The sequence below is a fragment of the Pandoraea cepalis genome, from assembly GCF_902459665.1.
Classification (GTDB): domain Bacteria; phylum Pseudomonadota; class Gammaproteobacteria; order Burkholderiales; family Burkholderiaceae; genus Pandoraea; species Pandoraea cepalis.
In genome coordinates this window covers 1-17,642 of sequence record NZ_CABPSL010000017.1, presented here as the reverse complement: position 1 = coordinate 17,642, position 17,642 = coordinate 1, and the positions used below count along the sequence as shown (strand labels likewise).

Annotated in this window: 18 protein-coding genes, 1 other RNA gene and 1 riboswitch; of the genes, 8 read left to right on the top strand and 11 right to left on the bottom strand. The window is 65.9% G+C overall.

The features are described from left to right. Positions 1-77 precede the first annotated feature (77 nt). Positions 78-701 carry a nucleotide-binding protein gene (locus tag PCE31106_RS18570; RefSeq protein WP_017235047.1) on the bottom strand — a complete coding sequence of 208 codons (624 nt, stop codon included), beginning with the start codon at positions 699-701 and terminating at the stop codon, positions 78-80. A gap of 60 nt (positions 702-761) precedes the next feature. Further along, positions 762-2,318: a cobyric acid synthase gene (locus PCE31106_RS18565; RefSeq protein ID WP_150564298.1), complete on the bottom strand. Its 1,557-nt coding sequence runs from the start codon at positions 2,316-2,318 to the stop codon at positions 762-764. Between the two features lie 40 nt (positions 2,319-2,358). Between PCE31106_RS18565 and cobU the strand changes: the two genes are divergently transcribed. From cobU to PCE31106_RS18545, 4 genes are all read left to right on the top strand, one after another. Beyond that, positions 2,359-2,910, top strand: a complete 552-nt coding sequence (gene cobU / locus PCE31106_RS18560; protein ID WP_017235045.1) for a bifunctional adenosylcobinamide kinase/adenosylcobinamide-phosphate guanylyltransferase — start codon at positions 2,359-2,361, stop codon at positions 2,908-2,910. A 6-nt stretch (positions 2,911-2,916) separates the two neighbouring features. Beyond that, complete coding sequence (cbiB, locus tag PCE31106_RS18555) at positions 2,917-3,897, top strand: adenosylcobinamide-phosphate synthase CbiB (RefSeq protein ID WP_017235044.1); 981 nt, start codon at positions 2,917-2,919, stop codon at positions 3,895-3,897. Then, positions 3,894-4,952, top strand: coding sequence for a threonine-phosphate decarboxylase CobD (cobD, locus tag PCE31106_RS18550; RefSeq protein WP_254441178.1), 1,059 nt, complete (start codon positions 3,894-3,896; stop codon positions 4,950-4,952). The genes cbiB and cobD overlap by 4 nt, the downstream gene beginning before the upstream one ends. Before the next feature lie 223 nt (positions 4,953-5,175). Continuing rightward, on the top strand, positions 5,176-5,394 hold the full coding sequence (locus tag PCE31106_RS18545) for a hypothetical protein (RefSeq protein WP_017235042.1): 219 nt from the start codon (positions 5,176-5,178) through the stop codon (positions 5,392-5,394). 258 nt (positions 5,395-5,652) lie between these two features. Here the strand turns inward: PCE31106_RS18545 and PCE31106_RS24495 are convergent, their stop codons facing one another. Continuing rightward, complete coding sequence (locus PCE31106_RS24495) at positions 5,653-5,787, bottom strand: hypothetical protein (protein ID WP_302476060.1); 135 nt, start codon at positions 5,785-5,787, stop codon at positions 5,653-5,655. A 278-nt stretch (positions 5,788-6,065) separates the two neighbouring features. On the opposite strand from PCE31106_RS24495, the gene PCE31106_RS18540 reads away from it, so the two are divergent. Continuing rightward, positions 6,066-7,019 carry a cobalamin-binding protein gene (locus PCE31106_RS18540; protein WP_017235040.1) on the top strand — a complete coding sequence of 318 codons (954 nt, stop codon included), beginning with the start codon at positions 6,066-6,068 and terminating at the stop codon, positions 7,017-7,019. A gap of 27 nt (positions 7,020-7,046) precedes the next feature. On the opposite strand, the gene PCE31106_RS18535 is transcribed toward PCE31106_RS18540, so the two are convergent. The 7 genes from PCE31106_RS18535 to PCE31106_RS18505 all read right to left on the bottom strand — a co-directional run bounded on the left by PCE31106_RS18535 (position 7,047) and on the right by PCE31106_RS18505 (position 14,225). After that, the gene (locus PCE31106_RS18535) at positions 7,047-7,637 is read right to left on the bottom strand and encodes a histidine phosphatase family protein (RefSeq protein ID WP_150564297.1); all 591 of its coding nucleotides are present in this window, start codon (positions 7,635-7,637) and stop codon (positions 7,047-7,049) included. Beyond that, the gene (locus tag PCE31106_RS18530) at positions 7,628-8,506 is read right to left on the bottom strand and encodes an adenosylcobinamide-GDP ribazoletransferase (RefSeq protein ID WP_254441176.1); all 879 of its coding nucleotides are present in this window, start codon (positions 8,504-8,506) and stop codon (positions 7,628-7,630) included. The genes PCE31106_RS18535 and PCE31106_RS18530 overlap by 10 nt, the downstream gene beginning before the upstream one ends. Beyond that, positions 8,503-9,588 carry a nicotinate-nucleotide--dimethylbenzimidazole phosphoribosyltransferase gene (gene cobT / locus PCE31106_RS18525; RefSeq protein ID WP_150564296.1) on the bottom strand — a complete coding sequence of 362 codons (1,086 nt, stop codon included), beginning with the start codon at positions 9,586-9,588 and terminating at the stop codon, positions 8,503-8,505. Before cobT ends, PCE31106_RS18530 begins: the two co-directional genes overlap by 4 nt. Positions 9,589-9,619: 31 nt before the next feature. Next, on the bottom strand, positions 9,620-10,264 hold the full coding sequence (gene cobO, locus PCE31106_RS18520; RefSeq protein WP_026132160.1) for a cob(I)yrinic acid a,c-diamide adenosyltransferase: 645 nt from the start codon (positions 10,262-10,264) through the stop codon (positions 9,620-9,622). A 92-nt stretch (positions 10,265-10,356) separates the two neighbouring features. Next, positions 10,357-11,181: an ABC transporter ATP-binding protein gene (locus tag PCE31106_RS18515; protein ID WP_150564295.1), complete on the bottom strand. Its 825-nt coding sequence runs from the start codon at positions 11,179-11,181 to the stop codon at positions 10,357-10,359. Continuing rightward, positions 11,178-12,173, bottom strand: a complete 996-nt coding sequence (locus PCE31106_RS18510) for a FecCD family ABC transporter permease (protein ID WP_150564294.1) — start codon at positions 12,171-12,173, stop codon at positions 11,178-11,180. Before PCE31106_RS18510 ends, PCE31106_RS18515 begins: the two co-directional genes overlap by 4 nt. Before the next feature lie 27 nt (positions 12,174-12,200). Beyond that, entirely contained in the window at positions 12,201-14,225 is a 2,025-nt protein-coding gene (locus tag PCE31106_RS18505; RefSeq protein WP_150564293.1) for a TonB-dependent receptor plug domain-containing protein, read from the bottom strand. A 154-nt stretch (positions 14,226-14,379) separates the two neighbouring features. After that, positions 14,380-14,631: riboswitch (cobalamin riboswitch) on the bottom strand. A gap of 89 nt (positions 14,632-14,720) precedes the next feature. Here PCE31106_RS18505 and PCE31106_RS18500 point away from each other — a divergent pair. The 3 genes from PCE31106_RS18500 to ssrS all read left to right on the top strand — a co-directional run bounded on the left by PCE31106_RS18500 (position 14,721) and on the right by ssrS (position 15,557). Then, a complete protein-coding gene (locus PCE31106_RS18500; protein WP_017235031.1) occupies positions 14,721-15,032 on the top strand; it encodes a hypothetical protein in 312 nt (103 codons plus the stop codon). Beyond that, entirely contained in the window at positions 15,029-15,340 is a 312-nt protein-coding gene (locus PCE31106_RS18495) for a cell division protein ZapA (protein WP_150564292.1), read from the top strand. The genes PCE31106_RS18500 and PCE31106_RS18495 overlap by 4 nt, the downstream gene beginning before the upstream one ends. A gap of 35 nt (positions 15,341-15,375) precedes the next feature. Beyond that, positions 15,376-15,557: non-coding RNA, 6S RNA (ssrS, locus tag PCE31106_RS18490), on the top strand. 144 nt (positions 15,558-15,701) lie between these two features. Here the strand turns inward: ssrS and PCE31106_RS18485 are convergent. Next, positions 15,702-17,483, bottom strand: a complete 1,782-nt coding sequence (locus tag PCE31106_RS18485; protein ID WP_150564291.1) for an acyl-CoA dehydrogenase — start codon at positions 17,481-17,483, stop codon at positions 15,702-15,704. Positions 17,484-17,642: the final 159 nt, after the last annotated feature.

The following is a 17,642-nucleotide window of genomic DNA, read 5'->3' as shown; positions in this document are numbered from 1 at the left end:
AGTATCGAATGACCAAGGGGCCTGCGGGCCCCTTGGTCATTGTCGTCGCGCCGGCGCATTGACCGCCGCGCAGACGATCACTTCGCGACGAAGGCCGTAATGCCCTCCCACTGCGGCAGATCGCGCTCAACGCGTCCCGGCGCCACGTCCCACAGCGTGAGGCCGTGCGCGGCGAGCTGCACATAGTTCTGCGTGTTGCGCAGCATGCCGAGCACCGGCAAGCCGGCCTCCTCGCAGTAGCGCGAGAGCTGATCGGCCGCGCGAGTGCGGGCATCGACCCGCATGCCGACCACGCCGATACGGACATCGCCCTGACGCACCGCCCGCTCCTCGCCCAGCTTTTGCAGGAAATCGCGTGTGGCGAGAATATCGAAGATCGACGGCTGCAGCGGCACCAGCACGTAGTCGGCGAGTTTGAGGATCGACTCGAGTCGCTTGCCGTGCAAACCCGCGGGGGTATCGAGCACCGCATGGGTCGTGCCCTTGGGTGGACGGGCGACATCGTTGTGATCGACATCCCAGGTGGCGATCGGACGCAGTCCAGGCGGGCGCAAGCCCAACCAGGCCCGCGACGACTGCTGCCGATCCGTGTCACCGAGCATCACCGCATGCCCCTGCGCGGCCAGATAGCCGGCCAGATTCGTCGCCAGCGTACTCTTGCCCACTCCCCCCTTCGGATTCGCCACCACAATCACCGGCATTGCAGACTCCCCTAGGTCGATTTGCCGTTCATCTTACAACGGCGGGATGGCGGCCTCGCGTCAGTCCACCTTCGCTGTGCACTCATACAGACATGCCCAGACCCGCGATAGATCCAGATGCGCCGCCAGCGAATCCGCCAACCGGTCGAGCGACGCCTCGCGTAGCGCGTTGTAGTCCTGCGCTTCGACATCACCGGCGCCGGCCCACGTGAGCAGCGCTTGCAGGGACTGTGGCGTATCGAACAGGCCATGCAGGTAGGTGCCCATCACCTGATCGTCGGCCGAGCGGGCGCCGTCGGCGCGGGCGGCCGCTTCACTCGATTGCGCCGCGTGGCTCGCGTCGCCCGCCAACCAGACAGCCGGCCGCTCGAGCGCCGCCCCGTGCGTCACGCCCATGTGGATCTCATAGCCGCTCACGGGGGCATCGCCGACGGCGAGGTGTCCCGTCACGACACGGAGCTGCTTTTGCGGCTGCATCGTGGTCTCGAGGTCGAGCCATCCGAGGCCGGCGGTCGTCCCCGCCTCGCCTTCCAGCCCGAGCGGATCGTGAATCGACGTCCCGAGCATCTGCAAGCCCCCGCAGATACCTAGCACCTTGCCGCCGTAGCGCAGATGCCGTGCGATGGCCGGCGCCCAACCCTGCCCCCGCAGCCATGCCAGATCGGCACGCACATGCTTGCTGCCGGGCAGAATCACGAGATCGCTGTCGGGCCACGAATCGCCCGCACTGACATAGCGGAAATCGACCTGCGGGTGCGCCCGCAAGGCGTCGAAGTCGGTGTGATTGCTGATGCGTGGCAAAGCGGGTACCGCGACGCGCAGGCGCGTCTCGCTGCGCGCGGCCGAGTGGCGCTCGTCGGGCAGCATGTCTTCGCCATCCAGGTGCAGGCCGTGAAGATAGGGCAACACGCCCAGCACCGGGATGCCGGTGCACGCCTCCAACCAATCGAGGCCACTGGTCAACAGCGACGGATCGCCTCGAAACCGGTTGATGACGAAACCCTTGATGCGTGCACGCTCGCTCTCGGACAGACACGCGAGCGTGCCGAGCAATTGCGCGAACACACCGCCCCGGTCGATATCGGCGACGAGCAACACTGGCGCGTCGACCGCCTCGGCGAAGCCCATGTTCGCGATGTCGCGCGCGCGCAGGTTCACCTCGGCCGGACTGCCGGCCCCTTCGACGAGCACCGCATCGTAGCCGGTGCGCAAGCGCTGGTAAGCGGCCAGCACGGCGGCCATCGCACGGGGCTTGTACTCGTGATACGCACGCGCATCGAGATCGGCCATGACCTTGCCGCCGATGATGACCTGCGCGCCGCGGTCGCTGCTCGGTTTGAGCAGCACGGGATTGAAGTCGGTGTGCGGCGCGATGCCGGCCGCCTGCGCCTGCAAGGCCTGCGCCCGACCGATCTCGCCGCCGTCGGCCGTCACGGCACTGTTGAGCGCCATGTTCTGCGGCTTGAAGGGTGCCACGCGCACGCCTTCACGATGGAGCAAACGGCACAGACCGGCGACCAAAGTGCTCTTGCCGGCATCGGACGACGTGCCCTGAATCATCAGGGTGCCCCGATAGGCGCGTGCGGGCGCCGCGAAATTGACAGGGAATTCACTCATGACGCGAATTATCGCATCGGCCGCTCGTACAATATTGCCCATGAGTGCCCTCGACCTGACTTTCGTGCTGGGTGGCGCGCGCTCCGGCAAGAGTGCGTTCGCCGAACGTCTCGCCGGACAAAGCGGCCTGCCGGTCACCTACGTCGCTACCGCCGCGGTAAGCGACGAGCCCGAGATGCGCGCGCGCATCGCCCACCATCGCGCCAGCCGTCCGGCGCACTGGCGCACCGTGGAAGTCGGACGCGATCTCACGGGAACGCTGCGCGACGTCGCCCGTGACGGTCATTGCGTACTGGTCGACTGTCTGCCGCTGTGGCTGGCCGGTTGGCTCTGCCCGCCCGACGATCATCCCGACGGGCCCGCCAGCGATACGCAGTGGCACGGTGTCGTCGAATCGCTCGACCGGACGCTGGAATCGCTGCCCGGCAAGATCGTTGTCGTCAGCAACGAAATCGGACTCGGCGTGATTCCGATGGGCTCGCTGACGCGCCGCTACGTCGATGAGCTGGGCCGTCTGAACCAGCGTGTCGCGGCACGCGCCCCGCAAGTGCGTTTTGTCGTCGCCGGATTGCCGATGACCGTCAAAGGATAATCGCCAATGCTCACTGCCATCGCCCCCGAATCGCTCTGGCTCGCCGCCCTGATCGGCGTACTGCTCGACGCCTGGCTCGGCGAGCCGCGCCGGTGGCATCCGCTGGCCGGGTTCGGCTACATCGCCAACGGCGTCGAAGCCTGGCTCAACGCGCCCGGCATCCAGGACAAGCCGTTCAGCGCCATGGTGCGCGGCGCCTGGGCGTGGGCGATCATGCTGGTACTGCCCGTCGCGATCGCCTGGGCGCTGACGTTCCTGCCCGGTTGGGGCGGCATTGTCTGGCAGGCGCTCGCGTTGTACGCCGCCCTGGGGGCGCGCAGCCTGCGCGAGCATGTGATGCCCATCGCCCAGGCACTGCGCGACGGCGACTTGGCGCAAGCGCGCGCGCTCACCGCTCGCATCGTCTCGCGCGACACTGAAGACGCGAGTGCCTCCGATCTCGCGCGCGCAGCGGTGGAGTCAACGCTGGAGAACGGCAACGATGCCATCTTCGGCGCGCTGTTCTGGTTCGCCATCGCAGGTGCGCCCGGCGTCGTGCTGTTCCGACTCGCGAACACGCTCGACGCCATGTGGGGCTATCGCACCGACAAGTTTCTGTACTTCGGCCGGCCGGCCGCTCGCATCGACGACGCCCTCAACTGGATTCCCGCGCGGCTGACCGCTGCGAGCTACGCCATCTTCGGCGACGTCGCCCGGGCCATCGACTGCTGGCGCACGCAGGCGAGCGCCTGGTCCAGCCCGAACGCCGGGCCGGTGATGGCCGCTGGTGCCGGCAGTCTCGGTGTCCAATTGGGCGGCCCCGCCCGCTATCACGGCGAGTGGGAAGCACGTCCGGCGCTCGGTTGTGGCATGACGCCGTCGCCGCAGCACATCGAGGCCGCGTGGCGGCTCATCTCTCGCTCGATGTGGATGTGGCTGATCGTCGGCGGCGCGCTGGCGCTTTTCGCGGCCTCACAGGCCGATAGCGTGCCGACGGGAATGTTGTGAACGAGACGGCATTCCCCGCGTTGTACGCGTCACCAGCGCCTCGCCATGGCGGCAATCTCGGCGAAGCCATTGTGCGGTATCAACGGCCGCGCGAAGACTGGCTCGACCTGTCCACCGGCATCAATCCGAACGGCTATCCCGTGCCGCTGCCGCCCGCGAGCGTCTGGCGCGACTTGCCCGATGCCTTCGACGATCTGCGCGACGTGGCGGCGCAGTACTACGGCGCGCCTGTCCAGGCCGTGGTGCCGTGCGCCGGATCGCAGGCCGTCATTCGCGCGTTACCCGCGCTGCTGCCGCCGGGACGCGTCGCCGTCGCCTCGCTCACCTACAGCGAGTACGCGCCGGCCTTCGCCCAAGCCGGACACACCCTTGTGCCATGGCTGGGGCCCGAGGCCGGCTTGCCCGACGTCGACTACCTCGTGTGGGTCAATCCGGACAATCCGACGACACGGTGCGTTTCACGCCAGACGCTCTCCCGATGGCAAGGTTTGCTGGTCGAGCGCGGTGGCATGTTAATTGTCGACGAGGCTTTTGCCGACGTGTCGCCCCACGCGTCGATGACGTCCCACGCGGGCGAGGATGGCCTCGTCCTGCTGCGCTCGGTCGGCAAGTTCTTCGGGTTGGCGGGCATTCGCGCGGGCTTTGCGCTTTGTCCGCAAGGGGTGGCGACGCGCTTGGCCGAGCGACTTGGCGCGTGGACGGTCAGCGGCCCGGCAAGGTTCGCGGTGCGAACCGCCCTGCGCGATACGGCCTGGCAAGCGGCGACGCGCGTGCGTTTGGAGAAGGACGGCGAGCGCCTGCTCGCGCTGTTGCGAGGGCGGGGCTGGCCCGCGCAAGGCACGCCCCTTTTCGCGTGGACACCGCATGCGATGGCGCCGCGATGGCACGCCCAGTTGGCGGCGCAGGGCATCTGGACACGGCTTTTCGAGGCACGTCCGATCACCGTGGCGAACGGGGAAACGCGGACCTTGCCGAGTCTGCGGCTCGGCCTGCCGCCGACCGAGGGCGAATGGCAGCGATTGCAGTTGGCACTCGACGGCTCGCGCCCCGAATGACATTTTAGGGAACTGCGGAAGTGAGGGGCCGTCCAATTTCCTCGTAACGCGCCCAAAGGGTCGCCTCATTTGCGCTTACCTCGTATCAAACGACGTGAGACGCGAGCCCTTTTTCGTTACAAATTGAAGCATTTCTGCAACAAATGCATACAGTCATCGCCGAAGGGCGCCGTTAGACTGAAGGTTCTTTCGCAAGGGCTTTCCCCGATAAAAGGACGACCAAATGAAAAAACTGCCTCTGTTGCTCGCGACCCTCCTGACCGCCGCTGTCGTGACGGTCGGTTGCACCAAGAAGGAAGACCAAACGGCCGCGCCGGCCGCCGACACGTCGGCATCGGCACCGGCGGCAGACACGGCCGCGCCGGCCAGCGATGCAGGCGCTGCCATGAGCGCGCCGGCGTCGGACGCAGGTGCTGCCGCCCCGGCCCCGGCGTCCAACTAAGGTCGCCAACCGGTTGGCCGGACACTGCCGCGCAAGCGGTTCTGTTACACGGTGCGCCATCCACCGGTCGCCGAAGTCTCGCTTCAGTAACGCTGTAGTCAGGATGTAGTCATGCTTTAGTCACGCCCTGACAACGCGTTAGCGATCGCGCCCCCAGAACTCTCCGGAGTCTGGGGGCGCGGTCGTTTTCACTTGCAACGCGATCGCCAGCGTGTTGTCCCACGAGGCTTCGCACCCTGCGTCTATCGACACGTTCCACTATTTGACCACCGTTACGCCACCGTCGATCACGCCGTAGGCTTGCACCTTGCTCGTGCCGTTCGCGGTGCTCGCACCGCCATGTCCGTCCGGCGCCGCACACGCACCGAGCATCATCAACAGAGCGAGCGTCAACGCGCGCCTCATTCCGATATTTCGCTTCACGACTTCCACTCCCAGAATCCCGCGCACGGGCCGTACGTATTGTCTGCCAATGTCCCGACGCGCTCCAGCCTATCGCGTCACGCATCGTTCGACCTCTCATGCATGACATCGGTTCGCGGGGATCAGCACGCCAGCCCCTTGTCGCGACGCCACAACCCGCAGAGAATGGCGAGTCGGCCGGCGGGCCGGTGCGTTTTCGCGACGCTCCACCGTGCCAACCCACGTCCTTCAACCCCAAGCCCGCCCAGATGCCGCTCAATCTTCCGGCCATGCCCCTGCTTTGCCGTCTCCGCGGAATTCGCCGCTATGGAATTGCCCTGGCCGCTGCCTGGCTCGCCACGCTCAGTGCCCACGCCGCCATCTCCGTCAAAGATGACTCCGGTGCCACGGTCACCCTCCCGGCGCCGGCCCAACGCGTGGTGAGCCTCTCGCCGCACGCGACCGAGCTGCTGTTTGCGGCCGGCGCGGGCGACAAGGTGGTGGGCGTGGTCGCTTACTCAGACTACCCCGAGGCCGCGCGTCGCCTGCCGCGCGTTGGCGACAACAGCGCGCTTGATCTCGAACGCATTCTCTCGCTCAAACCCGACCTGCTCGTCGTGTGGATGCATGGCAACTCGCAGCGTCAGGTCGAAGCATTGAGACAGTTGAAAATACCGATCTTCTATTCCGAGCCGAAGCATCTGACGGATCTGCCCGCGGCAATCGAGACGCTGGGCACGTTGACGGGAACACCTGCCAAAGCGCAAGCGTCGGCGCAAGCGTTTCGCGCGCGCTACGAAGCGCTGCGCAAGCAGTACGCATCGCGCTCGCCTGTCGAGGTCTTCTATCAGGTGTGGACGCAACCTCTCATGACACTCAACGGCAACGCCATGGTGAGCGACGTGATCCGGCTGTGCGGCGGTGTGAACGCCTTCGCCGACGAAGCGCCGCTCGTGCCGCGCGTGTCCGTCGAAGCGGTACTGGCCAAACGACCGGAAGCGATGTTCACGGCGACGTCTGGCGCAACGGCGTCCGTCAAGCCGCTCGCCACGCTCGACGCCTGGCGCAAGTGGCCGCAGTTGCCTGCCGTGGCCCACAACAACCTGTTCGGCATCGACGGCGACCTCATCAGCCGGCCCGGCCCGCGCATTCTCGACGGCGCACGCGCGATGTGTGAAGACCTCGATATCGCTCGCGCACGTCGCCAACCTGCCGTGCAGTAATGCCGTCGCGGGGCGGCGCCCGGCCGCTCACGCGTTCCAGCGAATCAATCGCGCATGGCCGTCGTCGGCAACGTGAAGGTGACAGAGCGCGCCGAAGTCGAGCGCCCATGACAGGCATGCCGTGGTCGGCATGCGCAACGCCGTTGCGGTGTGCAGACGAATCGGTCCAGCGTGGGCGACGGCCACATGCACGTCGTTCGCGCCGGCACGCAACGCCCTCGCCCACGCGTGCATGCGCAACACGACGTGGCGCGCGGATTCACCGCCGGGAGGCGAGAATCCATGGATGTCGCGTGCCCATGCATCGAGATCGCGCCGGTCGAGGGTGTCCCACGGCCGCATTTCCCACGCGCCGAAGTCCATCTCCGCAAGACGCGCATCTTCTGTCACGGGCACGCCGAACGACGTCGCCAAGGCGTCGGCGGCGCGACGTGCGCGCAGCAAGGGACTGCTGTGAATCGCCGTCGGCGTGCGGCCATCGAGTTGCGCCGCGAGTCCGGCCCGCATCGCGGCGACACACGCGTCGAAGCGCGCCGCATCGACCGGCAGGTCGGTCTGGCCGTAACAGACGGAAGACGCGACATCGGGCGGCGGATGCCGCATCAGAATCAGATCCATGCGCACACCGTGAGATACAGCGCGAGTTCGCCGAGTTGTTGGGCAAAGCCGAGCGTGTCGCCGGTGTAGCCGCCGAGACGGCGGCGCAGATACCGGATGAAGCCCGCGCGCAATGCGATCAGCACCACCGCGCCCGTCACGCCGGCGCGCCAGTCAGGCCACCCCCACCACGGCACGCTGCACGCCACGCCAAACAGCAGCTCGCGCAGGTGCAAACGTTGCGCGACCGGCTTGGCCTTGCCTTCCGGGCGCACGTAATCGAGCGAGCGCAACAGACTGATCGCCATACTGCGGCTGGCGGCGTGCGCGCCGATCAGCACGACGGCAAAGCCGCCCCACCCCGCCGCCGCCTGTATGTCGACGAGGGCCTGCCATTTGACGGCAAGCGCCAGCCACAACGCCACCGCGCCGTAGGTGCCGATACGCGAGTCGTGCATGATCTCCAGCACGCGCTCGCGCGTGAACGCGCCGCCAAATGCGTCGACCGAATCGGCCAACCCGTCCTCATGAAAAGCCCCGGTGAGCAGCACACTGATGCCCAACCCCAATGCGATCGCGAGGTGCGGCGACCACAACCGGCCCATCGCCACCGTCAACAACGCGACGAGGGCGCCGACGAACACGCCGACGAGCGGGAAATAACGCGTCGCGGCATTCAGTTGCTCGGGCGAATGACCGACCCATGGCGGAATCGGCACCCGGGTGAAGAACCCGAGCGCGGTCAGGAAAAGCCGCACCTGTCCTCTGATGCCCCCGAACGCCCCTGCGCAAGCTCCTTCGCGCGCCGGGCGATCCTGCGTTGCCAACGCGCTCGACGGCGCATCGGCATCGCCCGCGGGGCGCGAGGGATCGGGGGACGAGGGGGTCATTGGTCCGACGCCTCGCGCTCACTCACGCCCGCCCCTTCGAACGTTGCCATCTCGCGCAGAAACGCGGCGGCCGCCTGAATGAGCGGCATCGCGAGCGCAGCGCCCGTGCCCTCGCCGAGACGCAGGCCCAGTTGCAGTAACGGCGTCGCCGTGAGGATCTCGAGCATGGCACGATGGCCGGTTTCGTCCGACGCGTGCGCGAAGACGCAATAGTCGAGCACCGCTGGCGACACGCGCGCGGCGACCAACAGCGCCGATGTGCTGATGAAGCCGTCCACCACGATGACGAGTCCCAACTTCGCGGCCGCGAGATATGCACCGGTCATCATTGCGATCTCGAAGCCGCCAAAGGTGGCGAGCGTCTCCAGCGGATCCGGCATCCCATTCCCCACGTGCGGATGCGCCGCCAGCGCACGCTCGAGTATGGCGGTCTTTCGCACGAGACCGGCGTCGTCGACACCGGTGCCGCGCCCGACACATGCCGCGAGCGGCAGGCCGGTCAGCCGCTGCATCAGACACGCCGCCGACGACGTGTTGCCGATGCCCATCTCGCCAAAGCCAATCATGCGCGTGCCGAGCGAGGCGTGCGCCACAACGCGCGCGGCCCCGCCGGCCAACGCCGTTTCGAGTTGCTCGCGGGTCATGGCGGGCGCTTCCAGGAAGTTCTGCGTGCCGCGCGCCACGGGAATGTCGACGAGCGATGCATGCGACGGAAAATCAGCGGCAACGCCCGCGTTGACGACCTCCAGCCCAATGCCGTGAGTGCGGCAGAACACATTGATGGCCGCACCGCCGCGCAGGAAGTTATGCACCATCTGCGCGGTGACGGCTTGCGGATATGGACTCACGCCCGCAGCGACGATGCCGTGATCGCCCGCGAACACCAGCATGGTCGGACGCGCGAGATCGGGCGTCGCGCTCTGCTGAATCCGGCCGACCTGATGGGCCACGCGCTCGAGCGTGCCCAGGCTGCCGGGCGGCTTCGTCTTGATGTCAATGGCGTGCCTGAGCGAGGTGTCCATCGCCGCGGCAGGCGCGGCGATATCGAACAGTTCGGCGAGCGAGGGGCTGAAAGCATTCATACGGTGACGTCCTGAAACAATGAGGCGGTGGTTACATTTCCACGCCGGCCTGCGCACGGATGCCCTGGGCAAACGCATGCTTGACCGGCGTCATATCGGTCACGGTGTGCGCCACATCGATCAGCGCTTGCGGGGCGCCGCGTCCGGTGATCACCACGTGCTGCATCTCCGGTCGTGCCTGCAAATCGGCGATCACCGTGTCGACGTCGAGATAGCCGAGCTTGAGGGCAATGTTCAACTCGTCGAACAACACCAGACCGAAGGACGGGTCGCGCAACATTCGGCGCGCTTGCTCCCAGGCCGCTTCGGCCTTCGCGATGTCGCGCGTGCGGTCCTGCGTCTCCCAGGTGTAGCCCTCGCCCATCACAAAAAACTCGCACTCCGAAGGAAAGCGGCGCAGGAAGGTCTCCTCACCCGTCGGGATCGCGCCCTTGATGAACTGCACGACGCCCGTCTTCATGCCGTGCCCCATCGCGCGCACGACCATGCCGAAGCCGGAGCTCGATTTGCCCTTGCCATTGCCGGTCGTGACGACGATCACGCCGCAGTCGCGCTGGGCCTGCGCGATCTTGTCGTCGATCACCTCCTTCTTGCGTGCCATGCGCGTGCGATGGCGCGCGTTGCGCCCGTCGTCGGCTTCCGATTGGGATGGGGATTGCGGGGTTTCTTGTGTCATGAACAGCACCTGTCAAAAGCAGGCGTACGGCGCGAGACGGCCGCACGCGGATGAGAGTGTACGCCCGCACGTCGAGGCACCATGTGCGCCATTCACACGCGACGCACGGGCACGAGGGCCTCGTCGTCGCCATTGCGAATGAGACGCAGCGGATACCCGAAGGCGTGGCTGCAATGCTCGGCGCAGAGCACGTCGTGCACCGGGCCGGCGCGCCATCCGCCACGGCCGTCGAGCAGCAGCGCGTGCGTGGCGAAACGTCGCGCCAGATTCAAATCGTGGCAAGAGAAGATGACGGCGGCATCAATGCCTCCGGCGTGGCGGGCGAGTCGCTCAAGCGCGTCGATCTGGTGATGAAGATCGAGATGCGAGACCGGTTCGTCAAGCAACAGCAGCGGCGTGGCCTGCGCCAGCACGGCGGCCAGCGATACGCGCTGGCGCTCGCCCCCCGAGAGCGTGGTGACGTCGCGCGCGGCGAGGCGCTCCAGGCCAACCTGCGCAAGGGCGGCCATGGCGGCGGCGATGTCGTCGTCCGACTCCCATGCCCCCCAGCGGCCTCGCGCCAGATAGGGATGACGGCCCGTCAGCACCACTTCGAGCGCGGTGGCGCCGAACGCGTCGCGCGTCTGTTGCGGCATCAGCGCGCGCACCTTGGCGAGCGACGCCGGACGCCACTGCGCCAACGCCTTGCCGCCAAGCGTCACGCGGCCACTGGCGCTGAGCGGGGCGCCGCGCGCCGGTGTCTCGTCCACCTGACGCAGTCCGGCGAGCGTGCCAAGCAATGTCGTCTTGCCCGCGCCGTTGGGCCCGGCCAGACACCAGCACTCGCCCGGCGCGATCACGAGATCGAGCTGGTCCACGAGCACCCGCTCGGCAGCGCGCAGCGTCAGCGCGTGTGTTTGCAGCAGCGGCGCGCTCATTGGATGGCCCGTCGGGAAAGCAACCACAGGAAAACGGGCACGCCGATCATCGCCGTGATGACGCCAACGGGCAATTGCGTCGGCGCAATGACTGTGCGCGCCACAAGATCGGCGAACATCAGCAACGCCCCGCCCCCGAGCGCGGCGGCCGGGAGCAGCATGCGCTGATCGTTGCCGAAGCGCAGACGCAGGATGTGCGGCACGACGAGACCGACGAAGCCGATGCTGCCCGCGGTGGTCACGGCCACGGCGGTTGCCAGCGACGCCGCCAGATAGATGCGGACGCGCAGGGGGCCGACGGCCACGCCCACGCCATGCGCCACCGCTTCGCCGCGCAGGAGCACATTCAGGCGATGTGCGACCGGACACACGATGAGCAGCGTCGCCGCGAGCGCGATCAGCGGCAACCAGGCGCGATCGACGCCGTTCAGATCGCCCGTGAGCCAGAACAGCATGCCGCGCAGGCTGGCGTCGGGTGCGAGGGTGAGAATGAGCGTGGCGAGCGCGCCAAAGCCGGCGGCCATCATCACGCCGGTCAGCAACAATTGGGTACTGCTGTCGTGATCGTCATGGCGTAGAAAGCTTCGGCGAGACAGCGCCATCACGAGGGCAATGGCCGCAAGCGCGCCGGCGAAGGCGCTCGTCTGCACCCAGAAAAAGGGCAGCATGAGTGCCAGCGACGCCAGCGCGGCAACCCCCGCACCGCCGGAAATGCCCAGCACGTAAGGGTCAGCGAGCGGGTTGCGCAACAGCGTTTGCATCAACGTGCCCGCGACCGCGAGCAGGCCGCCACAGGCGAACGCGGCGAGTGCACGCGGCAGACGCAGACGCCAGACCACGTCGCCGGCAAGACCGGCGTCATGGCCGAGCAGCAACGTGCCGATTTCGCGCAGCGAGACCGGCACGCTCCCTAGCATGAGCGACGCCACGAGAACGGCCAGTGCCACACCGGCCAGTCCCGTCCAGATGGCGAGGGCGCGACGCAGCGTCATGCGACGTCTCGCCCTGCCGGGACGTCGTTAGAACTGCTTCCAGCCGAGCGAGACGTAAATCGCGCGTCCGAGGGTGTTGTAGCCATAGACCGTCTGGTAGTTCTTGTTGAAGACGTTGTCGAGGTGCGCCGAGACGTACCAGGATTTGTCGATATCGTAGCGTGTCTGAAGGTTCACGAGCGTGTAGGCACCGAGATGCTGACCGCCCGTATCGTAACGCTCGCCGCTGTAGAAGACATCGCCGCCGACGGTGAATTTGCCGAACGTCTTCGACAGACCGACCGACCCGAACTGCCGGGCGCGACGCGCCAGTTGCCTGTCGGCATCCAGATCGGTTGGGTTCTGCCGCGTGAACGACGCGCGCACGTCCATGCCGAGGAACGGACGGCCCGCGTAGGTCAACTCCAGGCCCTCGACGCGCGCGTTTGCGACGTTCGCAGCCGTGTACGGAAACACCGTGAGCGACTGGATCAGGTTGGTGTAGTGGGTCCGGAACCCCGTCAACTTGACCAGGCCGAGGCGCTCGCCGCCGTTGAACTGCACGGCGAGTTCCTTCGAAATCGAACGTTCCGGTTGCAGGTTCGGATTGCCGAAGCCCGGATAGAACAGCTCGTTGAAGGTCGGTGCGCGAAAGCCGTCCGACGCATTGGCCATGACCTTCCACTGCGACGTGAGCGAGTAGCCGTAGCCGGCCCAGTAGCTGTTCGCGCCGCCGAAATCGGAATACACGTCGCGTCGCACGTTGGCCTGAATCTGATGCTTGCCGAATCGTCCCTCATATCCGACGTAGCCCGAATCGAGATGGCGGTTGTTGCGGTCGTAGTTCGTACTGCTCTCGACCGTTTGCTCCAGACGCGTGTAGCCGGCGATCAGCTTCTGATCCGGCATGAACGCATATTCGTTGGCCCAGTCGATCTGGTTGCTCGACGTATGGAAGTTGCCGTTACCGCTGCCGTTCAGATAGTTATAGCTGTAGTCGTCGCCCTGCGTGACGGTGATCCGGGTCTTCCACTTGTCCGTGAGGTTGCCCTTCGCATAACCAGAGATCTGGCGAACGCGGGCGTCGCTGTCGTTCAGGTCGCTGGGCTTGCCGTAGGCATTGTCGTAGCTGCTGCTGCCGTCGCTCTGGAACAGACGCGCACCGACCTCCCACGTGTCGCCGACCTTGCGCGACAGCGATGCGCTCACGCTCGTGTTGTCGTCGCCGTTGCGGTTGGGGTTGACCTTCGGCGCGAAGCGCGGGTCCTGCGCCGAGATGCCGTTGGTGTGAAACCGCGAGACGTCCAGGGAAAAGCGGGTCTTGCCGTCGTCGAACGCGCCGGCAATGCCGGCGTTGGCCTGCGTGGTGTTGTTCGTGCCGTAGCCCACTTCGGCATAGGCGCGGGGCGGGCCGCCGTTGCCCTTGCGCGTGAAGATCTGGATCACGCCACCGACGGCCTGCGAACCATACAGGGCCGAGACGTTGCCGCGCACGATCTCGATGTGGTCGATCTGCGACACCGGGATCTGGGCGATGTTGGTCGTACCGGTCGTGGCTGCGTTGACGGGCACCCCGTCGATGAGCACGAGCGCAGCGTTCGATGCCGCGCCGCGCATGAAGACGCTGGCCGACGTGCCGAAACCGCCGTTCTGCACGATTTCCACGCCGGCCTGCCCGCGCAGCAGCGTCGGCAAATCCTGCGTCTGGCTGCGTTCAATGTCTTCGCGCGTGATGACCGAGGTGGCCGCCAGCGTGTCTGTGAGCGTCTGCTCGGTGCGCGAGGCTGTCACCACGGTCGCCTTGAGTTGCACGGCGGTGGCGCTGTCGGTCGCGGGATTGTCGGGCGGATTGGCAGCGAGCACCGCCGGCATGGACGACGCCGTCGATGCGGCATCGGCGGACTGGGCCGACTGGGCATGGGCGCCGATGCTGGCGGCCAACAGGGCCGCCGCGATGGCAAGACGGTGCGGGGCGGCAACCAACGTGGCCGGTGAAGACGTAATGCGGGTAGTGCAGGTAGGACGTGGCAAGACAGGCGCGTGCAGCGCCATCGCGCGAACGTGGGTGCGCATGATCGGGTGTGACTTCCGTAGTTTTTTTATTGCCTAGGCCCGTTCCCCCGCAGGCCGCTGGCGCAAGGGGAGCGCCGGTGACACGTCACGGATGCGAAGCACCGACACATGAAAACGACGACTGCCCGCCACCGGCTGCGCCGGATGGCATGGCGTTTCCCCACTCACTCAGGCCGGTATCCGGGCTGGTCATTGTGGCGCCTGACCGGCCTTCCCGCGAGCGGACAGCTCACAGTGGCGATGAAGGTGAAGCGCGTTTTCGGAAACCTTTCGGGCCGAAAGAATGACTTACCGTTGCGGGGGCAGCACAGGTTGACCAGCCCGTGTGGGGGCGCGGCTCCCTGTTTCCCGTTTAACTGCGCATGCCGGGAGGGCGTGCGCGAGCACCGAAGTGCCGCAAGTGTAGGGGCCATTCGAATGAGCGTCAATGCTCGTTTGTCGGGCATTGGCCGCCGATTCCGTTAGAATGTAGGGCAATTAAGAGGACGCAGCCCGATGCTCACCGATCTCGACAATCTCACCGACAAAATTGAACAGTTGGTTGTGATCAGCCAACGTTTTCATCAACACAACCAAGCGCTGCTCGCCGAACTCGATCGCGCGCGTGCTGAATGCGACGACACACGCACCGCCATCGAGCAGTTGCGCGTCGAGCGCGACGCCCTGCGTCTGCAGCGCGATCAGCTTGCTGCCAAGATCGACGAAGCGCAGGTTCGCCTGAATGCCATTCTGGAAAAGCTCCCGACGCAGAACCCCGCTGAAGGTCAAATGGATCTGCTCGGCACCCCCGGTGGAGAAAACGCATGACGATCAAGCAGCTCGAAGTCAATATTCTGGAACAGTCGTACCGGCTCGCCTGTCCGCCGGAACACGAGGCCGACTTGCTGTCTGCAGTGTCGCGCGTCGATGCCGAGATGAGCAAGGTGCGTGCTCAAAGCAACGTGCGCGGCACCGACCGGATTGCCGTCATGGCAGCCTTGAGTCTGGCATCCGAATTGCTTGCGCTGGAAAAAAGTATTGCTGCTGGACAAGCATTCCCCGCGGAAGAAATTCAGAGTAGAATGAATCGCATGAACGAACGACTGAGTGCTGTGATCGAACAGTATCAAAGCTGAAAATTCACTGGCTGCCGTTTGATTCAAAAAGTTAGTTTTCCCTGCCTGGTTCGCGAAAGTCATAGATTCCTTGAACCAATGATCTGTTGCAGGTTGCGGAAGTTTGTAGTGCTGGTGTGATCGTCACTCTGTCTGATGAACCCGAAGCGTTACTAACCGCGACCACCTTGAACCTCACGGTTCAGGATGCCGGCTTAGCGGCTGAGGCGGGGACCCAATACACGGCACTGCGCATGCAGTGCCGTTTTTTTTTCGTCCGTTGTGTCCGTTGTGTCGCGTCCATCCGACGCACTCGCACAAAAAGAAAGCGGCCCGTCGGCCGCCTTCCCATCGATCGCGTCACGCCAGCGTGACAGGCCGATCAGAACTGTGCTTCGGCCAACGACAGGGTCGACGCCGCGCCCTCGGTAATCGCCAGGGCAAGACCCGGCGCTCGCGTGAGAAAGTGATCCGCGAAGAAGCGCGCGGTACCGATCTTGGCATCGTAGAACGACGGGTCCTGATCGCGCAACGACTGTGCGGCCAGCAACGCGCGGCCCATCTGCCATCCCCCCAGCACGATACCGGCAAGCGTCAGGTACGGCACGCTGCCTGCAAACACTGCATTCGCATTGTCCTGCGTGTTCGCGAGCACATAGTCGACGGCGATCGAGAGCGCTTCGCGCCCCTTCGCCAGACGGTCTGCCACGCCCGGCCCCACGCCGCCCAGCGCACGCAGTTCGTTTTCCGTCACCCTGATCTGCTCGCACAGGGCGCGGGCCACGGCACCGCCGTCGCGCAGCGTCTTGCGGCCGATCAGATCGTTCGCCTGAATCGCCGTCGTGCCTTCGTAGATCGGCAGGATGCGCGCGTCGCGGTAGTACTGCGCCGCGCCCGTTTCCTCGATAAAGCCCATGCCGCCGTGCACCTGCACGCCGAGGCTCGTCACCTCCAGCGACATCTCGGTGCTCCAGCCCTTGACGATCGGCACGAGAAATTCATAGACGGCCTGTGCACGTTTGCGTTCGGCCGCGTCTGCTGCGTGGTGACCGATATCGGCGTGCGCTGCCGCCACGTAAGCGAGCGCACGCGCGCCTTCGGTCAGCGCACGCATCGTCATTAGCATGCGCTTGACGTCCGGGTGATGAATGATGGCTACGGCGTCACGCGACGAGCCATCGACCGGACGGCTTTGCAAACGATCGCGGGCGTACGCCACGGCATGCTGATACGCACGCTCGGCGATAGCCACACCTTGCATGCCGACCGCGAAGCGCGCGGCGTTCATCATGATGAACATGTATTCGAGGCCGCGATTCTCCTCGCCGACGAGGTAGCCCGTTGCCCCGCCGTTGTCGCCGAACTGCAGCACCGCCGTCGGGCTCGCCTTGATGCCGAGCTTGTGCTCGATCGACACACAATGCACATCGTTGCGCGCCCCGAGATTGCCCTCGGCGTCGACGTTAAACTTCGGCACGATGAACAGCGAAATGCCCTTCACGCCGGCGGGCGCATCGGGGGTGCGTGCGAGCACGAGATGCACGATGTTCTCGGCCATGTCGTGTTCGCCGAACGTAATGAAAATCTTCGTGCCGAAGATGCGATACGTCCCGTCGGCCTCGCGTTCGGCGCGCGTGCGCACCATCGCGAGATCGGAACCCGCTTGCGGCTCGGTCAGGTTCATCGTGCCGGTCCACTCGCCCGAGAGCAGTTTCGGGACGTAGAGCGCGCGTTGTGCCTCAGTGCCCGCGGTGAGCAACGCCTCGACAGCGCCGTCGGTCAGCAACGGACACAGCGCGAACGACAGGTTCGCGGCATTGAGCATTTCCGTGCACGGCGTGGCCACCAGCTTCGGCAGCCCCTGCCCGCCAAACGCTTGCGGATGCACGACCCCCTGCCAGCCCGCCTCGGAGAACTGACGAAACGCCTCCTTGAAGCCCGGCGTGGTCGTGACGACGCCATCCTTCCACGTGCTCGGCTGCTGGTCGCCAATGACGTTCAGCGGGGCGAGCACTTCCTGATTGAAGCGCGCCGCCTCCTCGAGCACCGCCTGCGCGAGTTCGGGCGAGGCGTCCTCATAGCCCGGCAGCGCCGAGATGCTCGTCAGATCCGCCAGTTCGTTCATCACGAACTGCATGTCCTTGATCGGGGCCTGATAACTCATGTCGTTCCTCCAACGAATTCCGATTGCCTGCGGATGACGGCGAATGCCGAGATGCTTGGGATGTTTTTATGTTTTTGTTCGACCGATTCGCATGAAGACGCCACACCGTCGCAGGCCAGCCTCCTCATGCGGATCGGCTGCGGGAGACGATCCCGCAGC

Bases quoted from the DNA above. Each gene is read 5' to 3' on its own strand.
- cobT (WP_150564296.1), bottom strand. From the start codon at position 9,588: ATGAATGCTTTCAGCCCCTCGCTCGCCGAACTGTTCGATATCGCCGCG.
- cobU (WP_017235045.1), top strand. From the start codon at position 2,359: ATGAGTGCCCTCGACCTGACTTTCGTGCTGGGTGGCGCGCGCTCCGGC.
- PCE31106_RS18530 (WP_254441176.1), bottom strand. From the start codon at position 8,506: ATGACCCCCTCGTCCCCCGATCCCTCGCGCCCCGCGGGCGATGCCGAT.
- PCE31106_RS18535 (WP_150564297.1), bottom strand. From the start codon at position 7,637: ATGGATCTGATTCTGATGCGGCATCCGCCGCCCGATGTCGCGTCTTCC.
- cobO (WP_026132160.1), bottom strand. From the start codon at position 10,264: ATGACACAAGAAACCCCGCAATCCCCATCCCAATCGGAAGCCGACGAC.
- PCE31106_RS18505 (WP_150564293.1), bottom strand. From the start codon at position 14,225: ATGCGCACCCACGTTCGCGCGATGGCGCTGCACGCGCCTGTCTTGCCA.
- PCE31106_RS18510 (WP_150564294.1), bottom strand. From the start codon at position 12,173: ATGACGCTGCGTCGCGCCCTCGCCATCTGGACGGGACTGGCCGGTGTG.
- PCE31106_RS18515 (WP_150564295.1), bottom strand. From the start codon at position 11,181: ATGAGCGCGCCGCTGCTGCAAACACACGCGCTGACGCTGCGCGCTGCC.
- PCE31106_RS18500 (WP_017235031.1), top strand. From the start codon at position 14,721: ATGCTCACCGATCTCGACAATCTCACCGACAAAATTGAACAGTTGGTT.
- PCE31106_RS18495 (WP_150564292.1), top strand. From the start codon at position 15,029: ATGACGATCAAGCAGCTCGAAGTCAATATTCTGGAACAGTCGTACCGG.
- cbiB (WP_017235044.1), top strand. From the start codon at position 2,917: ATGCTCACTGCCATCGCCCCCGAATCGCTCTGGCTCGCCGCCCTGATC.
- PCE31106_RS18540 (WP_017235040.1), top strand. From the start codon at position 6,066: ATGCCGCTCAATCTTCCGGCCATGCCCCTGCTTTGCCGTCTCCGCGGA.
- PCE31106_RS18485 (WP_150564291.1), bottom strand. From the start codon at position 17,483: ATGAGTTATCAGGCCCCGATCAAGGACATGCAGTTCGTGATGAACGAA.
- PCE31106_RS18570 (WP_017235047.1), bottom strand. From the start codon at position 701: ATGCCGGTGATTGTGGTGGCGAATCCGAAGGGGGGAGTGGGCAAGAGT.
- PCE31106_RS18545 (WP_017235042.1), top strand. From the start codon at position 5,176: ATGAAAAAACTGCCTCTGTTGCTCGCGACCCTCCTGACCGCCGCTGTC.
- PCE31106_RS18565 (WP_150564298.1), bottom strand. From the start codon at position 2,318: ATGAGTGAATTCCCTGTCAATTTCGCGGCGCCCGCACGCGCCTATCGG.